At 39.5% G+C, this 22,210-nt stretch carries 19 protein-coding genes and 1 tRNA gene; 9 read left to right on the plus strand and 11 right to left on the minus strand.

Annotation, left to right across the window (positions count from 1 at the left end):
* Window positions 1–185: 185 nt before the first annotated feature.
* The 4 genes from DES35_RS10400 to DES35_RS10415 are packed head-to-tail and all read left to right on the plus strand — an operon-like array spanning window position 186 to window position 4,188.
* Window positions 186–1,127 (plus strand): PfkB family carbohydrate kinase, encoded by a 942-nt coding sequence (locus DES35_RS10400; RefSeq protein WP_114366512.1) that lies wholly within the window; start codon window positions 186–188, stop codon window positions 1,125–1,127.
* Window positions 1,128–1,138: 11 nt separating this feature from the next.
* Window positions 1,139–2,332, plus strand: a complete 1,194-nt coding sequence (gene kbl / locus DES35_RS10405) for a glycine C-acetyltransferase (protein ID WP_114366513.1) — start codon at window positions 1,139–1,141, stop codon at window positions 2,330–2,332.
* Between the two features lie 36 nt (window positions 2,333–2,368).
* Window positions 2,369–3,514 carry a cystathionine gamma-synthase gene (locus tag DES35_RS10410; protein ID WP_037359833.1) on the plus strand — a complete coding sequence of 382 codons (1,146 nt, stop codon included), beginning with the start codon at window positions 2,369–2,371 and terminating at the stop codon, window positions 3,512–3,514.
* On the plus strand, window positions 3,511–4,188 hold the full coding sequence (locus DES35_RS10415; RefSeq protein WP_037359770.1) for a potassium channel family protein: 678 nt from the start codon (window positions 3,511–3,513) through the stop codon (window positions 4,186–4,188). The genes DES35_RS10410 and DES35_RS10415 overlap by 4 nt, the downstream gene beginning before the upstream one ends.
* Here DES35_RS10415 and DES35_RS10420 read toward each other — a convergent pair whose 3' ends face one another.
* The 8 genes from DES35_RS10420 to DES35_RS10450 all read right to left on the minus strand — a co-directional run bounded on the left by DES35_RS10420 (window position 4,189) and on the right by DES35_RS10450 (window position 12,643).
* Entirely contained in the window at window positions 4,189–5,781 is a 1,593-nt protein-coding gene (locus DES35_RS10420; RefSeq protein ID WP_114366514.1) for a PAS domain-containing protein, read from the minus strand.
* 5 nt (window positions 5,782–5,786) lie between these two features.
* Window positions 5,787–6,821, minus strand: coding sequence for a cisplatin damage response ATP-dependent DNA ligase (locus DES35_RS11760; RefSeq protein WP_307718907.1), 1,035 nt, complete (start codon window positions 6,819–6,821; stop codon window positions 5,787–5,789).
* Between the two features lie 3 nt (window positions 6,822–6,824).
* Window positions 6,825–7,382 (minus strand): DNA ligase-like domain-containing protein, encoded by a 558-nt coding sequence (locus DES35_RS11765; RefSeq protein ID WP_307718906.1) that lies wholly within the window; start codon window positions 7,380–7,382, stop codon window positions 6,825–6,827.
* Window positions 7,383–7,998: 616 nt separating this feature from the next.
* Window positions 7,999–8,070: transfer RNA gene (locus DES35_RS10430), tRNA-Arg, on the minus strand.
* 68 nt (window positions 8,071–8,138) lie between these two features.
* Window positions 8,139–9,188 (minus strand): RluA family pseudouridine synthase, encoded by a 1,050-nt coding sequence (locus tag DES35_RS10435; RefSeq protein ID WP_037359761.1) that lies wholly within the window; start codon window positions 9,186–9,188, stop codon window positions 8,139–8,141.
* Between the two features lie 8 nt (window positions 9,189–9,196).
* Window positions 9,197–11,029, minus strand: a complete 1,833-nt coding sequence (locus DES35_RS10440; protein WP_114366515.1) for a T9SS type A sorting domain-containing protein — start codon at window positions 11,027–11,029, stop codon at window positions 9,197–9,199.
* Window positions 11,010–11,840 carry a PASTA domain-containing protein gene (locus DES35_RS10445; RefSeq protein ID WP_114366516.1) on the minus strand — a complete coding sequence of 277 codons (831 nt, stop codon included), beginning with the start codon at window positions 11,838–11,840 and terminating at the stop codon, window positions 11,010–11,012. Before DES35_RS10445 ends, DES35_RS10440 begins: the two co-directional genes overlap by 20 nt.
* A gap of 53 nt (window positions 11,841–11,893) precedes the next feature.
* Entirely contained in the window at window positions 11,894–12,643 is a 750-nt protein-coding gene (locus DES35_RS10450; protein ID WP_037359754.1) for a glycosyltransferase family 2 protein, read from the minus strand.
* Window positions 12,644–12,709: 66 nt separating this feature from the next.
* On the opposite strand from DES35_RS10450, the gene DES35_RS10455 reads away from it, so the two are divergent.
* Complete coding sequence (locus DES35_RS10455; protein ID WP_114366517.1) at window positions 12,710–13,717, plus strand: glycosyltransferase family 2 protein; 1,008 nt, start codon at window positions 12,710–12,712, stop codon at window positions 13,715–13,717.
* A 10-nt stretch (window positions 13,718–13,727) separates the two neighbouring features.
* Here DES35_RS10455 and DES35_RS10460 read toward each other — a convergent pair whose 3' ends face one another.
* Together DES35_RS10460 and DES35_RS10465 are read right to left on the minus strand one after the other, a co-directional pair.
* A complete protein-coding gene (locus DES35_RS10460) occupies window positions 13,728–15,539 on the minus strand; it encodes a TrkH family potassium uptake protein (protein ID WP_114366518.1) in 1,812 nt (603 codons plus the stop codon).
* 18 nt (window positions 15,540–15,557) lie between these two features.
* Window positions 15,558–16,955: a tetratricopeptide repeat protein gene (locus tag DES35_RS10465; protein ID WP_114366519.1), complete on the minus strand. Its 1,398-nt coding sequence runs from the start codon at window positions 16,953–16,955 to the stop codon at window positions 15,558–15,560.
* A 147-nt stretch (window positions 16,956–17,102) separates the two neighbouring features.
* Here DES35_RS10465 and DES35_RS10470 point away from each other — a divergent pair, with 147 nt between their 5' ends.
* Genes DES35_RS10470 through DES35_RS10480 form a run of 3 tightly spaced genes read left to right on the plus strand, consistent with a single transcriptional unit; the run spans window position 17,103 to window position 20,774 of the window.
* Window positions 17,103–18,029, plus strand: coding sequence for a DUF368 domain-containing protein (locus DES35_RS10470; protein ID WP_037359742.1), 927 nt, complete (start codon window positions 17,103–17,105; stop codon window positions 18,027–18,029).
* A gap of 19 nt (window positions 18,030–18,048) precedes the next feature.
* Window positions 18,049–18,777 carry a shikimate dehydrogenase family protein gene (locus DES35_RS10475; RefSeq protein ID WP_211306553.1) on the plus strand — a complete coding sequence of 243 codons (729 nt, stop codon included), beginning with the start codon at window positions 18,049–18,051 and terminating at the stop codon, window positions 18,775–18,777.
* A 32-nt stretch (window positions 18,778–18,809) separates the two neighbouring features.
* Window positions 18,810–20,774 carry a DUF349 domain-containing protein gene (locus DES35_RS10480; RefSeq protein WP_037359735.1) on the plus strand — a complete coding sequence of 655 codons (1,965 nt, stop codon included), beginning with the start codon at window positions 18,810–18,812 and terminating at the stop codon, window positions 20,772–20,774.
* 34 nt (window positions 20,775–20,808) lie between these two features.
* On the opposite strand, the gene DES35_RS10485 is transcribed toward DES35_RS10480, so the two are convergent.
* Complete coding sequence (locus DES35_RS10485; RefSeq protein WP_037359732.1) at window positions 20,809–21,327, minus strand: hypothetical protein; 519 nt, start codon at window positions 21,325–21,327, stop codon at window positions 20,809–20,811.
* Window positions 21,328–21,404: 77 nt separating this feature from the next.
* On the opposite strand from DES35_RS10485, the gene DES35_RS10490 reads away from it, so the two are divergent.
* Window positions 21,405–22,208: a DUF3108 domain-containing protein gene (locus tag DES35_RS10490; protein WP_037359730.1), complete on the plus strand. Its 804-nt coding sequence runs from the start codon at window positions 21,405–21,407 to the stop codon at window positions 22,206–22,208.
* Window positions 22,209–22,210 lie beyond the last annotated feature (2 nt).

The raw sequence follows: 22,210 nt of genomic DNA on the forward strand, positions 1-22,210 counted from the left end.
AGCGCAGATGGTACTGGCCCACAAGCCGGGAGAGTATGTCGCTGCCCTCCTTATAATTTGTAAAAACCCCGGTTCGTGCCGGGGTTTTTTGTTTACCTTTATTTTCTCCCTTCAATTACTATTTATGTAAAGCTCAATCCTGCTTAACCGCCTATATTTGCCAGCAGTTAGATTGAAATTATTGTATGAGTCTTCTTGTTGTTGGAACTGTTGCTTTCGATGTACTCGAAACACCCTTTGGAAAAACTGATAAAATAATCGGAGGTGCAGCTACTTATATCAGTCTGGCAGCATCTTACCTGTTGCCTGAAATCAGATTGGTCTCCATTGTGGGCGATGACTTCCCCCAGGAAACAATCCAGGCATTTCAAAATAGGGGCATAGATACCAGCGGCCTGCAAATTAAATCAGGAAAAAAAACCTTTTTCTGGAAGGGTAAGTATCATCTGGACATGAATACCAGAGATACTGTAGAGACTCAATTAAATGTACTCGGTGAATTTGACCCTATCTTACCAGAGCACTTCAAGGATAGTAAATACCTAATGTTAGGCAACCTAATGCCAAGTGTTCAGCAAAGAGTACTTGAGCAATTGCACATGCGCCCGAAACTCATCGTATTGGACACCATGAACTACTGGATGGATCACTATTGGGAGGATCTGATGCTTAATCTGAAAAACGTTGATGTATTAACCATTAATGACTCGGAAGCCAGGCAGTTATCAGGTGAATATTCCCTGGTCAAAGCTGCAGTTAAAATTCTCTCGATGGGTCCGAAATATCTGATTATCAAAAAAGGCGAACATGGTGCCTTACTCTTCGGCGAAGGTCAGATTTTTATAGCTCCAGCCTTGCCTCTGGAAGAAGTCTTTGATCCAACCGGTGCCGGCGATACGTTCGCCGGTGGGTTTATCTCTTATCTGGCAAGAACCGAAGATATTAGCTTTGAAAATATGAAGCGTGCAGTAATACATGCTTCCGCCATGGCATCATTCTGCGTCGAAAAATTCGGAACCGAAAGATTGGAAGAACTTTCTCTCGATGAGCTCGCTCAAAGACACAAGCTCTTCCGTGCTCTGACACACTATGAAATGGATTTAAATACCATCAATCAACTTGTTTAAACATCCTGAATATGTATGGGACATTGAAGACGCGCCTTCGGGAAGAATTGAAAAGCATTGAAGAGGCTGGATTATATAAAAAAGAAAGAATAATCACCTCACCTCAGGGAGCAGAGATTACCCTCAGTACAGGTCAAAAAGTATTGAATTTTTGTGCCAATAACTATCTGGGACTGTCATCTCATCCTAAAGTATTGGAAGCTGCCCATAAAGCCCTTGAAACGCACGGATTTGGAATGTCAAGTGTCAGATTTATATGCGGCACTCAAGACCTACATAAAGAACTGGAAGAAAAAATATCAAAATTTCTCGGTACAGAGGATACCATTTTGTATGCTGCAGCTTTTGATGCAAACGGTGGGGTATTTGAGCCTCTTTTCAATGAATTGGATGCCATTATTTCAGATGAATTAAATCACGCCTCCATAATCGATGGAGTCAGGCTGTGCAAAGCAAAGCGCTACCGATACAAGAACAATGATATGAATGACCTGGAAGCCAAATTGAAAGAGGCAAACCAGGAAGGGGCCAGGAACAAAATCATTGTTACAGATGGGGTCTTTAGCATGGATGGCTTCATTGCACAATTGGATGAAATTGTAAAATTGGCAGAACAGTATGATGCATTGATAATGATAGACGAATGCCACTCCACTGGATTTATCGGGCCAACAGGCAGAGGTACCCACGAATTCCACAATGTAATGGGTAAAATCGATATCATTACAAGTACCCTTGGTAAAGCCCTGGGTGGTGCTATGGGCGGTTTTACTTCCGGTCGAAAAGAGATTATTGACATGCTGCGCCAGCGATCAAGGCCCTATTTATTCAGCAATTCATTAATGCCCGCCATAGTAGGAGCTTCCATAGCAATACTGGATATGCTAAGTGAAACTACTGAATTACGGGATAAAGTAATGCGTAATGCAGCCTATTTCCGATCAAAAATGACAGAGGAAGGGTTCGATATCAAACCCGGCATTCATCCCATCACACCGGTCATGCTCTACGATGCCCGCCTTTCACAGTTGATGGCCGATGAGCTGCTCAACGAGGGAATTTACGTAATAGGATTTTTCTACCCGGTTGTACCTCGCGACCAAGCTAGAATCAGAGTTCAACTATCTGCTGCTCATGAAACCGGACATATTGACAGAGCAGTGGAAGCATTTGTTAGAGTTGGTAAAAAGTTCAATGTCATTTAAAAAAACAGGTCTTACCTTATAATGAGCAATACAATAATGAAAGGCTTTGGAACAAAAGCCATTCACGCCGGACTGGAACCTGATCCTTCAACTGGGGCGGTAATGACACCGATCTATCAGACCTCGACCTATGCACAAGAGGCTCCGGGAGTACACAAAGGATTTGAATATTCAAGAACACACAATCCAACTCGAAAAGCTCTGGAAAACAATCTTGCCGCATTGGAAGGAGGAAAACACGGTTTGGTATTCGCTAGTGGACTGGCAGCAATTGATACGCTTCTAAAAACTTTACATCCTGGTGATGAAGTAATATCAACCAATGACCTTTATGGGGGTACCTACAGGCTTTTTGTGAAAGTCTATGAAAAACTTGGATTAAAGTTTCACTTTGTCCCCATGCAGGATCTATCCTCAATTGAAAAAAAAATAAACGAAAAAACCAGACTGATATGGGTTGAGACTCCCACCAACCCAATGCTAAATGTGATTGATATAGAATCAGTGGCGACATTAGCAAAATCCAAAGGAGGCATTTTGCTGGCAGTCGATAATACATTTTCGTCCCCATATCTTCAGCAGCCTTTAAAGTTGGGGGCTGATGTGGTGATGCATTCAGCTACAAAATACATCGGCGGCCATAGTGACCTGGTAATGGGTGCTTTGATTACATCAAATGATAATTTAGCTGAACAATTGTATTTTCTTCAAAATGCTGCTGGAGCCATACCAGGACCAATGGATTGTTTTTTGGCTTTACGAGGGATTAAAACCCTCCATGTACGAATGCAGCGCCATTGTGAAAATGCAGAAAAAATAGCCAGATTTCTCAGATCCCATCCTAAAGTTGAAAAAGTCTTCTGGCCCGGGTTTCCGGACCATCCTGGTCACGATATTGCAAAGAAGCAAATGAGAGCTTTTGGAGGGATGATTTCCTTCACTATAAAAGGAGATCGCGTGGAAGATGCTTACAAAGCCATATCTTCTTTAAAAATTTTTACGTTAGCGGAATCTTTAGGCGGTGTAGAATCACTTGCAGGACATCCAGCTACCATGACACATGCCAGCATTCCCAAAGCCGAAAGACTAAAGTCCGGCCTTTCTGACTCTTTGATAAGACTTAGCATAGGACTGGAAGACGCTGAGGATCTCATCGCAGACCTTAAGCATGTTTTGCAATGAAGAACAAAAAATTTGCAGTCATTGGCTTGGGCAGGTTTGGGAGTGCTATTGCAAGAAAACTGTCCCAGAGAGGTGCCGAAGTACTGGCCATTGACATCAATCAGGATCGGGTAGAGAGCCTTAAGGACGATGTCGCATATGCTGTTTGCCTGGACTCCACAGATGCAAAAAATCTTGAAGCCCAAAGCATTGAAGAAATGGATGCCGTGGTGGTGGCCATAGGGACTAATTTCCAGGATCTAATACTTACCACATTTGCTTTAATGGAGCTGGATGTAGAAAGAATCATAGTGAGAGCTCAGGATCCGATTCAAAAGCGGATATTGGAGAAAATAGGAGTAAAAGAAATACTATCGCTTGAAGATGAGGTCTCCAATAACGTGGCAGAGCAGTTGCTTAATCCGTCTGTATTGATGAGCATCCGACTACCGGATGACTACGAAATTATTGAAGTAAGAGCACCCCGAATTATCTGCAACCGCACTTTGGGAGATATCGGACTAAGAGAAAAATACAGTATTAATTTAATTACCGTGATGAGAAAAGGAAATCTAGACGGAAAATTTCACATTCTCGGCGTACCGGATGCGTCTACAAAAATTACAGAGGATGACATTATCGTGGTTTTTGGTCGTTCCAATGATATTGACCGGTTTTTAGAAATTAATCAGTAATCAGATTTCTTTTGTCTTCTCGTTGATTTGCCTAATTATTTCATCCAGATTCCATAATTCTTTTTTCAATAGTTCATACAATTCTTTTTCATTTAGTTGAAATTCAGTTGAATTTTTTTGGAGGTCATTGGACTGCTGCAGTAATTGGATTAATCCTAGTGCATTGGCTACAGGTTTTCGGACCACATGTGACTGAATCCAGGCTATTTCCCTCAATTTTTTGTTTTGTTCCTTTAATCTCTTCTCTGCTTCTATTTGTTCTGTAATATCCATACATACCAGAATCAATTCCTTCAGATTGGTTTCCTCATTTTCTATCACTCCACAGTTGGCCAATAGGACTATGTCGTTCGATAGGCCCTTGATGGAGAATGTGATGGAATTATCCATTTTCTCCAAGTTTATTTTATCTATCAAATACGATAAAATTTTCTCTTTTTCATTGTTATTAATTAATTCAACAAAAGGCCTGCCTAAAATTTTATTTACCTGATATTTCGAATAATATTCTATTGCCGGAGATACATATTTGATGCTTAGCAAATGATCTAACGAAAAAATTATTCCATGGGATTTGTCAATCAAAGTACGGAAATAATTTTCGGATCTTTTAAGACGCTGTTGTGATATGACTTCAGTAGTAATATCACTAAAGATGATTGTAGTTCCTCTGAGATTTCCAATGCTATTTTTAACTGCGTAAAATAAAATTTTAAAATGGTATGGATTTGGTGTATTGATTGAGATATAGTCATGCGAAAATTTTTTTTCTTTACTTTCCTCGATGTTTTTGAAAAATAGAGCACGAAGATCCTTTTCTAAAAAAATATTAGACAGATCTTCTCCTTCAGTTATTTGTTTGTTTGACAACAATTTGATTATTTCTTTTGCTTTTTCGTTGAGAAGTTGGACTTTTAATTCATTATTTACAAAAAAAATTCCATTTGGAGAGCTATCCTGTATGGATTCTCTGAGGAGATTTGATGCGTTTAATTCCTGATTTAGCTTTTCTAATTCTGCAATTTGAGGTACAATTACAAAAGATAGAATAGATATAATCAATATCACAGATGCAAATGAAAAGAGTAAATTTGCTCTTTCATATTTTTTTGCAATTGTATCCGTATATTCAATGAGTTCCATCGTCAATAAATTAAGGGACTCATAATTTTTACTCAAGTAATTTACTACTTCTAATATATTTTTTTTATCCTCATTATCAGAACTTAAATACAATTCAAATCCAAATGCATTTACATCATATAGTTCATTCATTATTTTTAAAAATTCTGACTTTTTATCTGGTATGATATCATATTTATTGATTAGATTTTTCGCAAATTCTATCGTTTTGAGATTTTCTTGAAATAACAATGGAACATTGCGGATATTTTTATCAAAATATGAAAGAAGTACTTGTGATTTAAGGGCAGCTGTTTCATTTCTTATTCTAGATGAAACTATGAAAAACTGGTTAAGTAAACTCTGTCTTTCCTGACTTTTTTTGTAGTAATAAAATTGTGAAATAGATATGGTAATGGAAAGTGCAATAAGAAAATATACCTTAGCCGATAATTTTACGGGAGAATTCATCAATGTTAATTCATCGAACTTTCTAATTTCAAAAGTAGTGTATCCAAATGGTCAGCCTGCTCAATTTTTTTGTCGGTTCGCCATCTTTTTATGCGAGGAAAACGCAAGGCTATACCTGCTTTATGTCTTTTACTGGGTTGAATACCTTCAAAAGCTATTTCAAAAACCAACTCAGGTTTGACGCGACGAACGGGACCAAATCGCTCCAGGGTATTCTGCCTGATGAAGCGAGCTACAAGGCGTATTTCGTCGTCAGTAAGCCCACTGTAGGCCTTGGTAAAAGGTACTAATTCCTCACCCTTCCACAAAGCAAATGTGTAATCGGTATAAAGATTAGCCCGCCTTCCATGTCCTCTCTGGGCATATACCAACACTGCGTCTATAGTCTGAGGGTCTATTTTCCATTTGTACCAATCACCTTTTTTTCTTCCGGTATGATAAATTGATTCTTTTTTCTTCACCATCAGACCTTCACTTCCCATTTCATTTGCTCTGGCTCGCAATTCATCCGCTTCTTCCCATGAATTACATCTAAGCAAAGCCGAAACATCTATAATATTTACATTGAGTTGAGCTACCAAATTATTCAGTTTATTTTTTCTTTCAATAAGGGGTTTAAGTCTAAGGTCCTCACCATTGTATTCAATAAGGTCATAAGCTCTGAATTTTACGGGATACTGTGACAAGATTTTTTTGGATGGTTTTTTTCTTCCGAGGCGGGGCTGCAAGCTGTGAAAGGGTGCTGGATTTCCTTGATTGTCTATGGGAATAATTTCGCCATCTAGCACTGCGTCTGGAATACATTTATTTTCAAGTTGTGTAAAAAACTCGGGAAACGCGTCAGTAATTAGCTCTTCTCCTCTTGACCATAGGGCTACTTTTTGGTTATTCATTATGAGTTGTCCTCGGATTCCATCCCATTTGTATTCGATAATCCAATTTTCAATATGGCCTAAGTTGTGCGGAGCTTCCTCCAGGGGGTAGGCTAAACAAAATGGGTAGGGTTTTATCGAGGCTTTGGAAGGATGCTCGCAGAACAAACTCTACCAGCTGGTGGTGCTCGGATCCCAATTTCCAGACAATCGCACAGCTACATCATCTTGGGTCAAATTCAAACTTTTGGCAAGAGCCTTGGTCAAAAGCCCTTCAGAAATCCCGAGTCGAAATCCCCCTAAAATCATTTTGTTAAAAACAAAGCGCTCATCGGCAGTCATAAGCAGCCATTTTTCTGTGATTCTGCACTTTTTTTCCTCCGGGCTCAATGGCGTAATAGATTTTATAAAATCCATAGCTTCCTCCAGATTTTTGAAAGCTTCACCTTGACGGTCGGCAAGTATTTTCGATAGAGTCTCTGCGAGGTCTCCTGCTATGTGCCACGACTCTTCCACAATCCAAAGAGGAAGACCAGCCATTTCAGAGGCCCACTTTCGAAGTTCTGTACTTGTGGCAGCTCTTTTCGGTTTTTTACCTGAAAAGAGCGCTACAACCCAGAGTTTATCATTATCATTTGCATTCGAGAAATACCAACTCAATGCGGATATTTTTTCATTGGTTTTATTGGTAGTATCCAACAATTTTATCAGTCTCGTAAATTGCTTCATACCGCTTTAACAGCCTGCCCGGATAAATCGTTTGATTACCATATTGGATATTCCTTTAATGATGCAGATATATGAACCGGTTTAGGTCAATTTTTTATCGGAGAAATCTCATCGGGTATTTACTCCAAAATCAAACTCTTTTATGTAAATGAGAGACCTGCTGAATAAAAATTTGCCCTATTACAGCAGTAATTATTGACTGAGATCCTTCAAAAATTCAAGCGTCATGAAGTATACATGCTTACTTGTGGTTAATGACATATTGAAGCATTTCTCTTATATCTTTCCCCATATTACAATGAAAAACCCTTCTCCCTCCAACCTGCATATTAAGTAGTGTTCCACCCGAAAATGATTAAGGGACTATAGCCAGATTGAGTACAATTACATTGTTCTTTTCAGATTTGTAAACTCGTTGAATTTAATCACTCTTTGAATGATTTTTTTTTATTTGATAGATGCATCATAATCTCAAAGTCAAAATGCTTTAAAATTTGTTTTGGAAAACGTCTTATTAGTTTCAAAAGATGTATTGATTATTAAAAAAAACGTCACTTAATTGAACAAAAAAGCCCCCTTACCTAATTGTTTAATGAAAGGGGGCGTAAGGATTTTGTGGCCTCAATAGGAATCGAACCTATATCTAAAGTTTAGGAAACTTTCGTTCTATCCATTGAACTATGAGGCCTAAAACCGGCTGCAAAAGTAGCATAGTAATCTTTTCTTTACAAGGCAGCAAATGGGGAATCGGGGGAATTAGCTGCTCCTTCCTGAGGTGTAGGTTTCCCATTTTACGAGCAAAGAGGCCATGTCTTGTGGAAGGTTTGATTCGAAAGTCATACGCTGTCCGGTAGCAGGATGGTCAAAACTCAATGTTTTGGCATGCAGGGCATGCCTCGGGCAAATTTCAAAGCAATTAAGTACAAACTGTTGATATTTTTGATGTCGAGTACCTTTTAATATTTTATCGCCTCCGTACTCCCAATCGTTAAAAAGAGGATGCCCAATGTGCTTCATGTGCGCACGGATCTGATGGGTACGCCCAGTTTCTAACCTGCATTCGACATGAGTAATATATCCAAAGCGCTTTAAGACTTTGAAATGAGTAACCGCATGTTTACCAAGGCCACTATCAGGAGGGAAAACGTCCATTACTTTTCGGTCTTTCAGGTTTCTTCCTATATTTCCGGTTATTGTCCCTTGGTCTTCATGAAAATCGCCCCAAACAATTGCCTCGTATGTCCGTGAAGTGGTGCGATCGTAAAATTGCCTGGCAAGGTGCATCATGGAATGTTCAGTTAGGGCCACAACCATAATGCCGGAAGTGTTTTTGTCAAGTCTGTGCACCAGACCGGGTCTTACGGCATCGGTATTGCCTTTTGGTAGTTGCTGATGGATGTGATACAGCAGACCATTGACTAAAGTACCTGAATGGTTTCCGACACCCGGATGAACGACAAGGCCTGGTTGTTTATTTAAAACAATGAGATGTTTGTCTTCATAGAGTATGTTAAGAGGGATGGGTTCGGGTATTAGCTCTGTTTCTCGAGGTGGATGTGGTAATACTACACTCACGACATCCCCGGCCTTTACTTTGTAGTTGGATTTTACGGGTTTTCCATTGACTAAGATGTTGCCGGCTTCTGCTGCCTGTTGAATTTTGGTTCTGGATGAGTTTTCAATGAAATTGTGTAAAAATTTGTCAACCCTGTAAGGCTTCTGCCCCGGCGTAGCTACAAACCTGTAATGCTCATATAGCTCCTCACCGGATTCATCCGATAAGTTTTGAAGCGGGCTTTCGGTCACGGGGCTACTTAATTTTTTTTAATTAGTTTCAGGTGCTGTGTGTTATGGTTTTTAAGGTTTGTCAACCTGACCAAATACATTCCATCCGGGAGGTCATTGATTGGTACTTCGGTCAGTTTTCCGCTTGTGGTCAATCGTTTTACAACTTTCCCATCAATGGTGTACATCTCAGCCAAGTAAGTTTGATTTTCAGGTATTTGGATAAAAAATCTTTCGGATGTAGGATTTGGAAAAAGGGCAATGAATGGTAAATCAGACAGTGTTTCTTCGGAGACAGACAGGTCAAGGGGTTGATACCTGAAGTAGGGCCTTATCATCAGACTGCCCTGGAATACACTTTGAAACCAATTGGTGCCATCACCAAAGACCAGGAGATGTCTTCCGGGAGAGTTTACATCGAAGCCAATGTTAAGCGGATGAATGGTTTTTTGTTTAACACCAATGTATACAGGTGTATTGATATAGACTGATTCGGACAAGGGGTATTCGATGAAGTTCTGATATCTGGGGGGGTATTCTGGTCTTAGCCATTCCGGAGACTCATAGAGCTTAGTTGAGGGGATGCCTTGAAGATTTTGATATACGACAATTTTGAATTCGTTTTGGGTAGCATCTACACCGGCATATACAAAATTTATATACAATCCAACCAAAGTATCAGGAGTTAAGGGAGTGAGGTTGATGAGCGTGATCGCTCCCCCCTGGTCCACGATTCCAAACGCTCTCTCAGGGCTTCCATCATCATAGGAATAATAATTTCTGAATTCCTGCCGATGAGAAATGGTATCGTTCTCTCTCAGACCTGCATTTGCTCCGGCGAAGAAACTTTGCACATCGATCGAAAATTCTCCTGTTGGAGTGAAAGGAAGGGATAAGGGGTTGGTAAAAGGTTGAATGAATTCGACTTCAGTATTGTAGGGATGATTGTCGTCAATAGTTGGGCTGCCATTACCTGATGCGATCAAATTTGGACCCGAAAAAGCTCTGTATTGGCCTAATACTAGATTCTGCGAGCCCGGGAGCCCGTTTTTGCGATATCTGTGAGACACTTGATCTACCAGCATAGAATTGTTAAAGGTCCACCAAGGCACTGCCGAAAAAGCACCGCTTATGACCTGTGGATGCTCTTTGACAAAAGCAGGGTCAGCGATTAGAGTATCATTGGCATTTCTGTTGGCATCTAAGTACACATAGTCAATATGCCATTCATCAAAAGCTCCTGAAGGAGCACCGTAGCTGACAAATCTGAATCTGAAACCTTTTTTTAAAAATTTGACGTTGTCTACGGGAATCATTACTAGTTTGAAAGGGGTTAAGGTTTGATTCTGAGGGCCAGTTTCGCGCCATACGGAGGTCCATGTACTGTCGTCGGGGCTCCAGAAATAAAGTGCAAGACTATCGTCGGGCTCTGGAAATTCGCCCAAACCTCCGGGTTGGTAGTAAAATGATAGCCATACATTGGTGCGATTTGCCAGATTGATATATCTGGAGGTCAGCATATCACAGGTGTCAGTGGCGATTTGGGTAGGATGGTATGGTTGGCCATATTCGTCGAGCCCATCAAATGTGGCTGTGCCTATAGTGATCTGACCTGTGGCTTTATTTCTGGTGACAGTTACCTGAATATCAGACCAAATAGATTGGGAGGGAAGAATAGAAAGATAGGAAAAATCATCAATAACAGGCAGCTCAATGGTATCGCTGCTCAAAATTTTGGCCTGCGGAGGTGCCATGGGCGTACGCAGCGGTGTGTAAAGCATCTCCCTGATCTGAGCATTTGTGTGGGATATATGAAGAAATATCCACAGAAGTGGTACTATTTTAAAAATCCATCTCTTCATGATTCTGTTGGATGCTGAAGTAAGATAACGAATCCATAGGCATTTTATTGTAATCACTTGTTAACCATATGCTTATCTCACTTCCTTTGAATATGGTTTTCTTGATGGTAGGCATAGGCTCTTGTCTATACACAAATGCTCTGGACGTATCTGTTCCGGGTTCAATGTTTAAATATCCAATATTAAGCCCGAGTTGCGAAAGGATTTGCCTGGCTGTTGTAAAATTCTTTCCAAGAAGATAAGGCACCTCCAAAAGTTCACTGTCCAGACCCATCCCTACAACGAGGTCTATTACCGATCCTTTAGGTAGGTAATCATTGGAAGTTAGCTCCCTTCCCATATGCTGGGCAGCCACTACCATGTCCTTTCCAATATAAGGTATAAAGGTGATTTTACCCACTTTAAAACCTTTGGATTCCAGATCGTAAACAGCTCGTTTTCTCGACCTTTCTACTAGATTAGGAACTTTCACCAGTCTTGGCCCTGAGGGATTGATGGTCAGTTTGATTATTTTTCCAGGTTTTACCAAAGCTTCTGGTGCGGGATATTGACTTAATACGCTGAATATGGGCTTATCCGGATAATACTCTGATGAGTCCAGTACCACGAATTTTAGTTCGAGTTTTTGTAAAATATCTTCTACTTCACTCAGTGAATATCCTGAAAGGTCAGGCACTTTAATTTCCTTTCCGTGCAAAGTATAATAATTAGCCCACCTCAAAAAACCAAAAATGAAAAGAAAAACGAGAACAAAAAAAATAAGAAGCTGGATGACAAATGTTTTGGAAGTTAAAAACTTGATAAAGTTCATTTATGCAGATTTTATGGCAAAGGTAGACATGCTGTAGTTTCATAGCATTGGTACTATTTGAAACCTTCTCTGTCTATGAGATTGTAGTAAAAAATACAGTATATAGCTCGAAAGCCGTCTTTCCAATTTATTTTTTTTCCTTCGTCAAATGTTCTTCCGTAGTAGGAAATCCCTACCTCGTAGATACGGATACCCGGAACTCTGGAAATTTTTGCAGTGACTTCTGGTTCAAATCCAAACCGATTTTCCTTCAAAGTGATTCTCTGAATTATGGAAGTCCTGAAGAGTTTATAGCAGGTTTCCATATCCGTGAGATTGAGGTTAGTAAACATATTGCTCAGAAAAGTCAAAAATTTATTTCCGATAGAGTGCCAGAAAAAGAGAATTCGGTGAGGATTGCCTCCCATAAATCTTGATCCGTAGACTACATCTGCAAATCCATCAATTGCTGGTTTGAGCAGCATGTTGTATTCTCTCGGGTCATATTCGAGGTCAGCGTCCTGAATGATGAGGAATTCACCTGTAGCATGTTTAATTCCCGTACGCAAAGCAGCACCTTTGCCCATGTTGACAGTATGACAGATGTATTGAATGTTCATCTCCGGGTGCATGGAGATATATTCCCGGATTTGAAGATCTGTATTGTCTGTGGAGCAATCGTTTACAATAATCACTTCTTTCTGAATACCCTCAATTAGCTCAGCACTTCTTATTTTGTTGAGTATGTTTTTGATGGTATTTTCTTCATTAAACACGGGAATTACGATAGACAACAGTCGGAATTCATCTTTTATTTCGAACATTCAATTTGGCAATGAGGCCGCAAAAATACTTGCTTTGCCTGACTTTGTTTTTTATTCCGATTTAGAATGGAAGTAGCTGTTGCGGTTTTGGCTTACAACAATTTGAATCATCTGATGAGGTATCTGCCCGATCTGATTTCCTGCAGCCAGAATGCCAGAGTAGTGGTGATCGACAATGGATCAACGGACGGTTCGGTGGAATGGATCAGAGAGCACTGCCCGGCTGTTGATGTCATAGAGTTAGGGAACAATTTTGGTTTTGCCGACGGTTACAACCGTGGGTTGAAGCAAATAAAATCAGATGTATATCTTCTGATTAACAGCGATGTAAGAGTAAATAAAGGTTGGCTTGAACCTTTGACCAATTGGCTGGAGAAAGAGCCAGGAATAGCTGCTGTACAGCCAAAAATTTTATCTGACAGACAACCTGACAGATTTGAATATGCAGGCGCTGCCGGTGGATTTGTTGACTGGCTGGGATATCCTTTTTGCAGGGGAAGAATTTTAGAAACATTGGAAATAGACCTTGGGCAATACGACTCTGTAACCGAAGTCCATTGGACATCAGGTGCTTGTATGGCTGTGAGAGCCCGCGCCTTTGAAGAATCCGGAGGTTTTGATCCGGTCTTTTTTGCACATCAAGAGGAAATTGACCTTTGCTGGAGGCTCAGGAAACTTGGTTATAAGCTAATTTGCGAGCCAAAATCGGTAGTATATCATCTGGGAGGAGGTACTTTGAGTTATCACTCGCCCAGAAAAACTTTTCTGAACTTCCGAAACAACCTACTGATGCTGTCTAAAAACATGGATTTCCCGAGAGTAATTTTTGTCATTTTTATCAGGTTGATACTAGATGGAATAGCTGGAATAAAATTTCTGATTGAAGGAAAAGTTCTTCACTCCTGGATGATTGTCAAAGCGCACTTTTCCTTTTACAGATTGATACCGAAAGTGGTAAAATACAGGCGATTCCGGTCAACTACAAAATTAAATTCCGTAAAACTCTGGCCTAGGTCAATTTTATCAGAATACTTTCTCAAAAGAAAACGGACATTTTCGCAGCTTCCTGCCTGATGGATGTGCTTTATCCTACCATAATTCTGGTTTCCGGATATTTGTAGGATTTGCTTTTTGATTCCCGGAGAAGGGAGTAAGCAAGTGTAAGCGGTCCTATTCTACCTACAAACATCGTAACCATAATAATGATTTTACCGGGAACGCTAAGCTCTGCTGTTATACCTGTGCTCAGCCCTACTGTTGCAAAAGCACTTACTTGCTCAAAAGACAGCTGGAGCAGCGAAAATTCTGGTTCAAAAACCGACAGCAAAAAAATTCCGATGCTAATCGTGGTAATGGCAAAAAGCATGATCGAATAGGCTTTCATCACCAAATCGTATGGGATGGTTCGCTTGAAAATCTCAATGTTCGCCCGGCCTTTAATAATGGTATACGTACCGATGAAAATCAGTACAAACGTGTTGGTCTTGATGCCTCCACCTGTGGAACCGGGTGATGCGCCTATAAACATCAGAAAAATCAATAGAATCAGCGTAGGGGCTGCCAATAAGCCAATATCTACTGTGTTGAAGCCAGCTGTACGAGCGGTAACAGATTGAAAAAATGACTTAACTAAGCCAACAAAAAGAGAGTCATCAGCCAAAATCCCGTTCCTTTCAACCAAGAAGAATACTACCATGCCAGACAGTATCAGGATTGCACTTGCATACAATGAAATGCGCGTGTCAATCTTCAAACTAAGCCATGGCTTGTTTTCATCTAATCTCCTTTTTTTAATGGATAAAATATCATAAATGTTGGAAAATCCCAGGCTTCCAATTATAATCAAAATTCCTATAATAATGTGATACCAATATGCAGTGGAAACACCTTCTGCCATCAGACCATTTTCATGAGTAGAAAATCCTGCATTATTAAAAGCAGATATGCTGTGAAACAATGCGTCAAAATATCCTCTAATGAAAGATTTACTCTCCTGATAATAAAAAGTAGAAAACAATACGACAGACCCAATCAATTCTATGGTAAATGTGTAAGTAAAAATGCGCTTTAACAAACCTGATGAACTGGACAATGAGTCCGCCAGAAGGTTGTTTTGCATGATGCTTTGCTGGCGAAGGCCTATATTGTTTCTGGTGAACAGCACCAGCAACGTAGCAAAACTTATGATGTTCAGGCCTCCAAGCTGTATCAGAATCAATATCACCAGCTGTCCTTTGAAAGACCAAAACGACCCTGTATCAACCACTGTAAGACCTGTTACACAACTTGCAGATATACTGGTAAACAATGCATCCAAAAATTCCGGCGACTTTCCCGTCACATTCATTTCAGGCATTAGCAACAGCGCAGTTCCAATAGTAAATAGAATTAAAAAAGAATAAATAAATAATAAACTCGGATTAATTTTTATCGTATCAAGAATAGAAGATGCTTTGCCAAATTCAATTAAAAAAACTACTAAAAAATATATCTGAATGCCCGCATTAAAAAAGGCATCTACATTGTCAATATTCAATAAATTTCCTGTCTCTTTAAGTACATTAAAATCGAAAAAGTACAGGGAGATTAAATTGATTAGAATAAGCAGCATCAGTAAGGCTTCTATCTTTGTTTCTTTGATAAATTGAATGGGATGAAAATCGTAGATGATCTTAATAATGTATTTCGTCAAATAAAAAATCAGTGAAAACTGTACTATTTTAAATACAAGTGTTTTTTCCTGAGCACTAAGTTTATATCCGTAATTAATTACTAATGCGCATAAAGTTACCAGGGCAATTACAAACGAAGCTCTTCTCAAAAAATACAAAACCCCTCTCTTCGAAGGGTACAGCCGGATGTTGATCCATTCCCGAATTTTATTTAAAAGAGTCATTGAACTATATAAGGGCCATTACAGCTGATAATTCACATACTCTATCCATTCGGACATATCGTCGGTTTCCATATATCGACTAAATATGTGAATCAGATCTTCGGAATCAAATGTTCTGATTTTGTTAATTTTTTTGATGTGAGTAGTAGCTGTGTAAAAATTTCCTTGCAGCGTATACAAAGAAGCTAAAATAATTCGCAGATGCAGATCATCGCGATACAATTCGACCGCGACTTTCAAAATCCTAAGTGCTGATTTTACTTCTCCCTCAGTGACCAGCACTTTAATGTAGTATAGAATAATCTCTTTGTCAATTTGGTGGTTTTCGAGCAGATCTGTGGCCAGCTCCATCCCATCTTGAAAGTATCCTCTCTTAAAGAGGATTCGGGCTGCCAGCAGCGTTCCGGAGAAGTCTGTATCGAGTTCCAGCAGTCGGGTAATGTAATCAATCAGTACATTCTCATCTTTACCTGTAAGGTCGTAAAGTCGAACCAATGAAGCTAGGATATCAGGGTTGGTCCGATCTTCTTCATAGGCTTTTTCAAGATAAAAAAGAGCTTTTTTGAATTGATGCAGTGCCTCGTAGCACCTGCCGAGACACATATAAGAGTGCGAGGTAAAGATGTCGATTCCCAATGCCTCGTTATAAATTTCAATGGCTTTTTGATAATTTCCTGTTATCTCATATGTATACCCTAGGTCGTAGTAAGGGGCTATGTAATTTTCGTCAATCAAAATGGCATATTCATACGCCCAGATGGCTTTTTCAAAATTGCCTTTCTTGAGATAAAGATTGCCCAGATTGTGCCAGGCTACCTCATTGTAGGGAGATAGATCGATGACTTTAGTCAATAATTCAATGGCTTCATCCGTTTTATGAGTCTCTTCAAAACACGTAATCAGGTTGTGCAAAAGGAAAGGATCCTCAGGGTTTTCTTCAAGCAGATTTTTCAGTATTTCAATGGCCGTGTAGTAATTTTTGATTTCCATAAGCTCAGCGGCCAGAAAGCTCAAGGCATCCGTATCTTCTGGATAGAGCGAAACAAGCTTTTTCAGATATTGGATGGCCAGATGGTGATTTCTTGTTTTTGAATGAATATCTGCCTGTAAATAAAGCACATCTGGGTTTTCAGGGGCAATCTTTTGAGCTTCTTTCAGCATTTTTCTCGATTCATCTATTCTGCTTTGGTCCAGATAGAGTTGTGCTTTTCTTATGTAAAAGTCAGGCAAGCCGGGGTAGATTCGGATACCATAATCGGCTACTGCCAGTGCTTTTCGAAATTCTTCACTGGCAAAGTAATAGTCGATGATGATTTCCAGCTCTTCAGTATCAAAGAACTCTTCCCGGTCTTCAGCCATCATTTTTTCAAATCGCATGACCAGGTCTGTGGTTTCGTCAAATTCAAAGTCAGGCATATACAGCGATTGAAGTAATACCTCAAATATGGCACAAAGATATGACAGTGCATACCATGGAGGATTATTTTATTAACAATGGGCAGTTGCGTCGAACCAATCTACTATTCCAAAATTCGATTAGGTTTGTCGGGATTTCTCACATATATGAAAAAAACATTTTTAACATTTTTAAAGGGGATGGCCATGGGAGCTGCTGATATAGTACCTGGTGTGTCTGGCGGAACTGTAGCCTTTATCACAGGTGTATATGAAGACCTGCTTGCTGGAATCAAAAACCTGGGCGGTCCTGCGTGGTACACTTTGAAAAAAAGAGGATTTAAAGCCTTTTGGCAACAGAGCCGGATGCCAATACTCTTACCTTTGATAATTGGAATAGGATTTTCAATAGCCACCTTGTCCAGAATCATTCAATTTGCATTAAATGAATACGGTCTGTTTACTTGGTCTTTTTTCTTTGGCCTCATTATAGCCAGTGCGTTTTTGGTATTTAAAAAAATCGAAAATCCCACACCTGCAGTTTGGTTATTTTTTTCGGCAGGGCTTATTCTGGCACTGGAAATCACACGTTCAGCCCCGGTTTCAATACCTGAAGGTACTATTTATATTTTTATTTCCGGTTTTGTGGCTATTTCAGCTATGATTCTTCCGGGTATTTCAGGTAGCTTTATCTTATTGCTGCTTGGTAAATACGATATCATATTGCAGGCAGTTACCAGTTTAGAGCTTGGAGTATTGGTGGTATTTGCCATGGGCTGTGTGGTCGGGCTCATCACCATGGCCAATATCCTTTCATGGTTACTACAAAGGTTTCATGACCAGGCAGTAGGTCTTTTAAGTGGGTTCATGGTAGGGGCGCTTTACAAAGTATGGCCATGGAAGAAAGTCATAGAAACCCGAATCAATAGTAAAGGAATTGAGGTACCTTTTATAGAAAAAAGCATCTGGCCCGGACAAATGGAATCAGATCCCATGGTCATGGGCTGTGTCCTATTTTTTGTTGCAGGAATTATTTTAGTAGTCAGTATAGAGTGGATAGCCCGCAAATCCAAGCCAAATCGCCTTGAAGACTAAATCTTTTAAATTAGGGTTGGTGGGATTTCCGCTTTCCCACAGCCGATCGCCAGAGATTTGGCAGGTGATTTTTAATAATCTCGGTATTTCCAATATTTCTTATCACTTGTTTGAAGTAAAAGATGTGACACAGATACTACATGTGCTCTCACAGCCGGATGTAGTAGGCGTCAATGTGACCATACCATACAAAAAAAAGGTAATTCCCCTCCTCAGTGAGCTCACTGCACAGGCTGAAGGCACCGGAGCAGTGAACACCATTGTAAAGAGCGCGAATGGTAAACTCATAGGCCATAACACAGATGTAGAAGGTTTTAAAGAAAGTCTTAAAAACTTTCTTGGCTCAGAAACCATTGAGCAGGCATTTATTCTAGGCACGGGAGGCAGTGCTTTGGCTGTGAGCCTGGCATTGAAGTCATTGGCCGTAGACCATTACTTCATCTCCCGAAAGCCAGGTGGGGATAAAGTTTTGACATACGATGACATAAATACACCCATCACGGAGTTTCCAAAACTTATTGTCAACTGCACACCGCTGGGAATGTATCCAAATGTCTCTACCTTTCCGCCCATAGATTTTCAAAAAATAAAAGCTAAGAGTTATTGCTTTGACCTTGTTTACAATCCAGAGACTACCATTTTTTTACAAAAATGTAAAATGAGAGGTGCTTTTGTAAGAAATGGTATGGAAATGCTACATTTACAGGCCATTAAGGCATGGGATTTTATATCAAAACATATCCCATAACTACTTGATTATTTGACCCTTAATATTGTCACATGAGCAATAATTTTTCTGAACAAGAGGAGATGAAGACCACATTTGTAGAAAATGAAGTGAATAAAACTGCCATCACTGACAACGAATCAACGGCAAAAAGTGAAGAATTGGATGACAATGTTCTCGAACATCAGGACGATGAAGACCATCATGAAGCCGATGAGCAGCACAGTGACAATATTTTCAAACATTATGAAGAGGATTCTCCTGAAGAGTTATACAAAAAGGCTGTAAAGCTCATTAAAAATGAGCTTGTCACAGAAATTAAGGAACACATCGAGGCTATCAAGCGCCATATTCTCTTTCACCTGGACGAAGAGCGAAGAGAGAAACTACAGGCATTTGTCGAGGACGGGGGCAATGAGATCGATTTTTCTTATGAGCAACCTCTCAGACAGAAATTCAAAGAAATTTACAGCGAATTTCGGCAAAAGCTAAATGAATACTACAAAAAAAGAAAAGAAGAGCTTGAATCCAACCTTTACCAGAAAAAATTGATCCTGGAAGAGCTGAAAACTCTTTCGATGAACGCTGATATAACCGAAGAAACATTTGAAAGAGTTCGCACATTGCAGGACAATTGGAAAAAAATAGGCCCGATTCCATACAGTGAAAGCGAACACATCTACCGGTTATATCACTTTTACCTGGATAAGTTTTACGACAATCTTAAGCTCAATAAAGAGTTCAGAGATCTGCACTTTAAAAAGAATCAGGAGAAGAAAGAAGAAATCATTCAAAAAGCAAAGGAACTGCTCGAAAGCGATTTCGAGAAAATTTCAGACCTAACTAAAGCAATTAAATTACTCGAGAAAGAATGGCGAGAAGTAGGCCCTGTGCCAAAAGAAAACAGAGAAGAGCTTTGGAAGACTTTTAACGAAATCCTGGACCAAGTAAGGGAAAAAAAGTCAGAACTTTCAGAGCTTATTAAGAAAGAAAGAGAAGAAAAAATACAGCAGAAAAAAGAAATACTTCGTGAGCTGGAAACCATTGATCTGAATGAAATTAAAACGCACGATCAGTGGCAGGAGCTCATCAATAAAATTCCTTCCTACACCGAAAGATTTAAAAAAATCGGTCGTGTACTACATCCTGAAAACGATACAATCTGGCAGCAGTTCAATTCCACTATCAGAAATATAATCAGAGCTAAAAATGCTTTTTACAAAGCAATAAAACAGGTACAAGGCACCAACCTTGAAAAGAAAAGAGAATTGGTAAGATTAGCCGCAGAAAATGTAGAAAGAACCGATTGGGATGAAGCTGTTAATTTCTTTAAGAAAATTCAGTCAGAATGGAAAAAGATAGGTCCTGTACCAAAAAAATACTCAGAATCTGTCTGGACCGAGTTCAGGGAAACTTGCAACAAATTTTTTGACCGGTATCACGAGTATCTGAAGGAAAAAGATAAGGAACTTTTTGATAATCTTGAAAAGAAAAAACTCTTTTTCGAAGAGCTTAAAAATATCGCTGAAAGCTCAATTTCACCTGACTATCTGACCCAGCAAATTGAGCATTGGAAATCTTTAGGCAAAGTGCCTCCCGGCAACCAGGAAATTGAAAGAGAATTTCACAAGCTGATTGATTCGTATTTCGAAAAGTTAGACCTCAATAAAAATGAAATCTACCTGATCAGATTTGAGCTTAAGATGAATAACCTTTGGGAACAAGGCGATAAACTGGCTGTCTATAATGAAAGGCAGCGCCTTGTTCGCATGTACGATGAGGTAAGGAAAGAGCTCAACCTCCTTGAAAACAACATCAATCTGTTTACCTCAAAAAGTGGCGGAAATCCCTTCGTAAAAGAAGTAGAAAAAAACATTCAACGGCATAAAGAGAATCTTGAGCTTATCGTCAAAAAACTGGAAGTATTGAATAAATTTTCTTTTGAAGATTTGAAAGTCGATAAGACTCGTGACTCAAAACCGCGAAAAAAGGACAAAAAAGACAGAAAAAAGCGATGACTCAATGATGATACCTTTGAATTTTTCGGCCGGGTCAGGAAGATTTGGTAGCAAATTTTTTTCTGATATTCAATACTATTAAAATCAAAATAACCAAAATACTTGCAAAGGCACCATACCACTTGACCATTTGCGCGTTGCGTCCAATGAAAAATATAGTGTTGTTGAATTCGGGATATTCAGACGCAAGCAGAATAAAACAGGAGTTTTCTGTGAAATCTGCCAGCATACTGATGATGGGAAGAAAGGCAAAATTTTTAAGAAATTTACTGTCTAATCCTGATGCAAGCAGAAAAATTGTGTAAGAAAAGAAAACCCCGTAAGCCAGCGGATATAAAAAATCATTGGCCTTAATCACATCGACATAAACTCTGCGTCCATCGGGTCCACCGGCTTCTAAAAATGCGATGAAATCATCCTTGGATATACCAATGGACAAATCCGGTGGATTTTGATTGACAATTGGTTTTAGAAGTTGTTCGCCTGCTGTGCGAAGTCTGTTCTCAGCGTATAGTAAAAAAAGCAATGAAAGAATCCAGATTATCCAACGCATGATGGTGTAAATATTTTTTTCTGCAGCAAATGTAGATTTTTGGCATTTTTTTAGAACATGGTTTAGAAAAATTATTTATGAAAACGCTGAAGTTGTTTTTATTACTACTTTGCATAGGAGGCAATGCACAGTCAGGTAGCAACAGCGCATATGTGTTGCCTTCGGTGAAGGTGTCGGCTGTAAAGCCTTTTTCCACTGGTGAAAGGTTGGTGTATTCCATATCCTATGGATTACTTACAGCCGGTGAGGCAGTTGTCAGCGTAGACGACTTACAACAGAAAAATGGTAAAACCATTGCCCATATGGTAGGGATAGGATACTCCAAAGGCATGTTTGAGTGGTTCTTTAAAGTCAGAGACCGGTATGAAACGTACTACGACATTGACAATCTGGAGCCTGTAGAGTTTATCAGAGATGTGTACGAAGGGGGGTATGTAATTAAAAGACATATTATCTTCGATAATGATAAGAATACAGCAGTGGATCTGATGTTGGATAAAAACAAAGTCTTCAATCTGGAGGATAAGACACAAGACATTTTTTCAGCTTTTTACTATGCAAGATTTACAGATGTAAAATCTCTGTCACCTGGAGCCGTGATACAGATTCCGGTGTTTCTCGATCATGAAATGTTTCATTTTCAAATCAAATACATGGGTGATGAGGTTTTAAAAACCAAATTTGGAAAGGTTAAGGCCATGAAATTTAAACCTTTGGTACAGGAAGGTAGGGTTTTCAGAGAGAAGGACGCAATGACCATTTGGGTGTCGAAAGACGATAATAAAGTGCCGCTGCTGATAAAATCCGAATTACTGGTTGGCTCTATCAAAGCTGAGCTGATTCAGTATGAAGGGCTCAAAAATCCTTCTGTTTTGCCATAAAG

Source organism: Schleiferia thermophila (genome assembly GCF_003337435.1).
Classification (GTDB): Bacteria; Bacteroidota; Bacteroidia; order Flavobacteriales; family Schleiferiaceae; genus Schleiferia; species Schleiferia thermophila.

What these genes read in the sequence shown, in the direction of transcription:
- DES35_RS10400 (WP_114366512.1), top strand. Translation starts at nt 186, where the DNA reads ATGAGTCTTCTTGTTGTTGGAACTGTTGCTTTCGATGTACTCGAAACA.
- kbl (WP_114366513.1), top strand. Translation starts at nt 1,139, where the DNA reads ATGTATGGGACATTGAAGACGCGCCTTCGGGAAGAATTGAAAAGCATT.
- DES35_RS10410 (WP_037359833.1), top strand. Translation starts at nt 2,369, where the DNA reads ATGAAAGGCTTTGGAACAAAAGCCATTCACGCCGGACTGGAACCTGAT.
- DES35_RS10415 (WP_037359770.1), top strand. Translation starts at nt 3,511, where the DNA reads ATGAAGAACAAAAAATTTGCAGTCATTGGCTTGGGCAGGTTTGGGAGT.
- DES35_RS10420 (WP_114366514.1), bottom strand. Translation starts at nt 5,781, where the DNA reads ATGAATTCTCCCGTAAAATTATCGGCTAAGGTATATTTTCTTATTGCA.
- DES35_RS11765 (WP_307718906.1), bottom strand. Translation starts at nt 7,382, where the DNA reads ATGAAGCAATTTACGAGACTGATAAAATTGTTGGATACTACCAATAAA.
- DES35_RS10440 (WP_114366515.1), bottom strand. Translation starts at nt 11,029, where the DNA reads ATGAAGAGATGGATTTTTAAAATAGTACCACTTCTGTGGATATTTCTT.
- DES35_RS10445 (WP_114366516.1), bottom strand. Translation starts at nt 11,840, where the DNA reads ATGAACTTTATCAAGTTTTTAACTTCCAAAACATTTGTCATCCAGCTT.
- DES35_RS10450 (WP_037359754.1), bottom strand. Translation starts at nt 12,643, where the DNA reads ATGTTCGAAATAAAAGATGAATTCCGACTGTTGTCTATCGTAATTCCC.
- DES35_RS10455 (WP_114366517.1), top strand. Translation starts at nt 12,710, where the DNA reads ATGGAAGTAGCTGTTGCGGTTTTGGCTTACAACAATTTGAATCATCTG.
- DES35_RS10460 (WP_114366518.1), bottom strand. Translation starts at nt 15,539, where the DNA reads ATGACTCTTTTAAATAAAATTCGGGAATGGATCAACATCCGGCTGTAC.
- DES35_RS10465 (WP_114366519.1), bottom strand. Translation starts at nt 16,955, where the DNA reads ATGCCTGACTTTGAATTTGACGAAACCACAGACCTGGTCATGCGATTT.
- DES35_RS10470 (WP_037359742.1), top strand. Translation starts at nt 17,103, where the DNA reads ATGAAAAAAACATTTTTAACATTTTTAAAGGGGATGGCCATGGGAGCT.
- DES35_RS10480 (WP_037359735.1), top strand. Translation starts at nt 18,810, where the DNA reads ATGAGCAATAATTTTTCTGAACAAGAGGAGATGAAGACCACATTTGTA.
- DES35_RS10485 (WP_037359732.1), bottom strand. Translation starts at nt 21,327, where the DNA reads ATGCGTTGGATAATCTGGATTCTTTCATTGCTTTTTTTACTATACGCT.
- DES35_RS10490 (WP_037359730.1), top strand. Translation starts at nt 21,405, where the DNA reads ATGAAAACGCTGAAGTTGTTTTTATTACTACTTTGCATAGGAGGCAAT.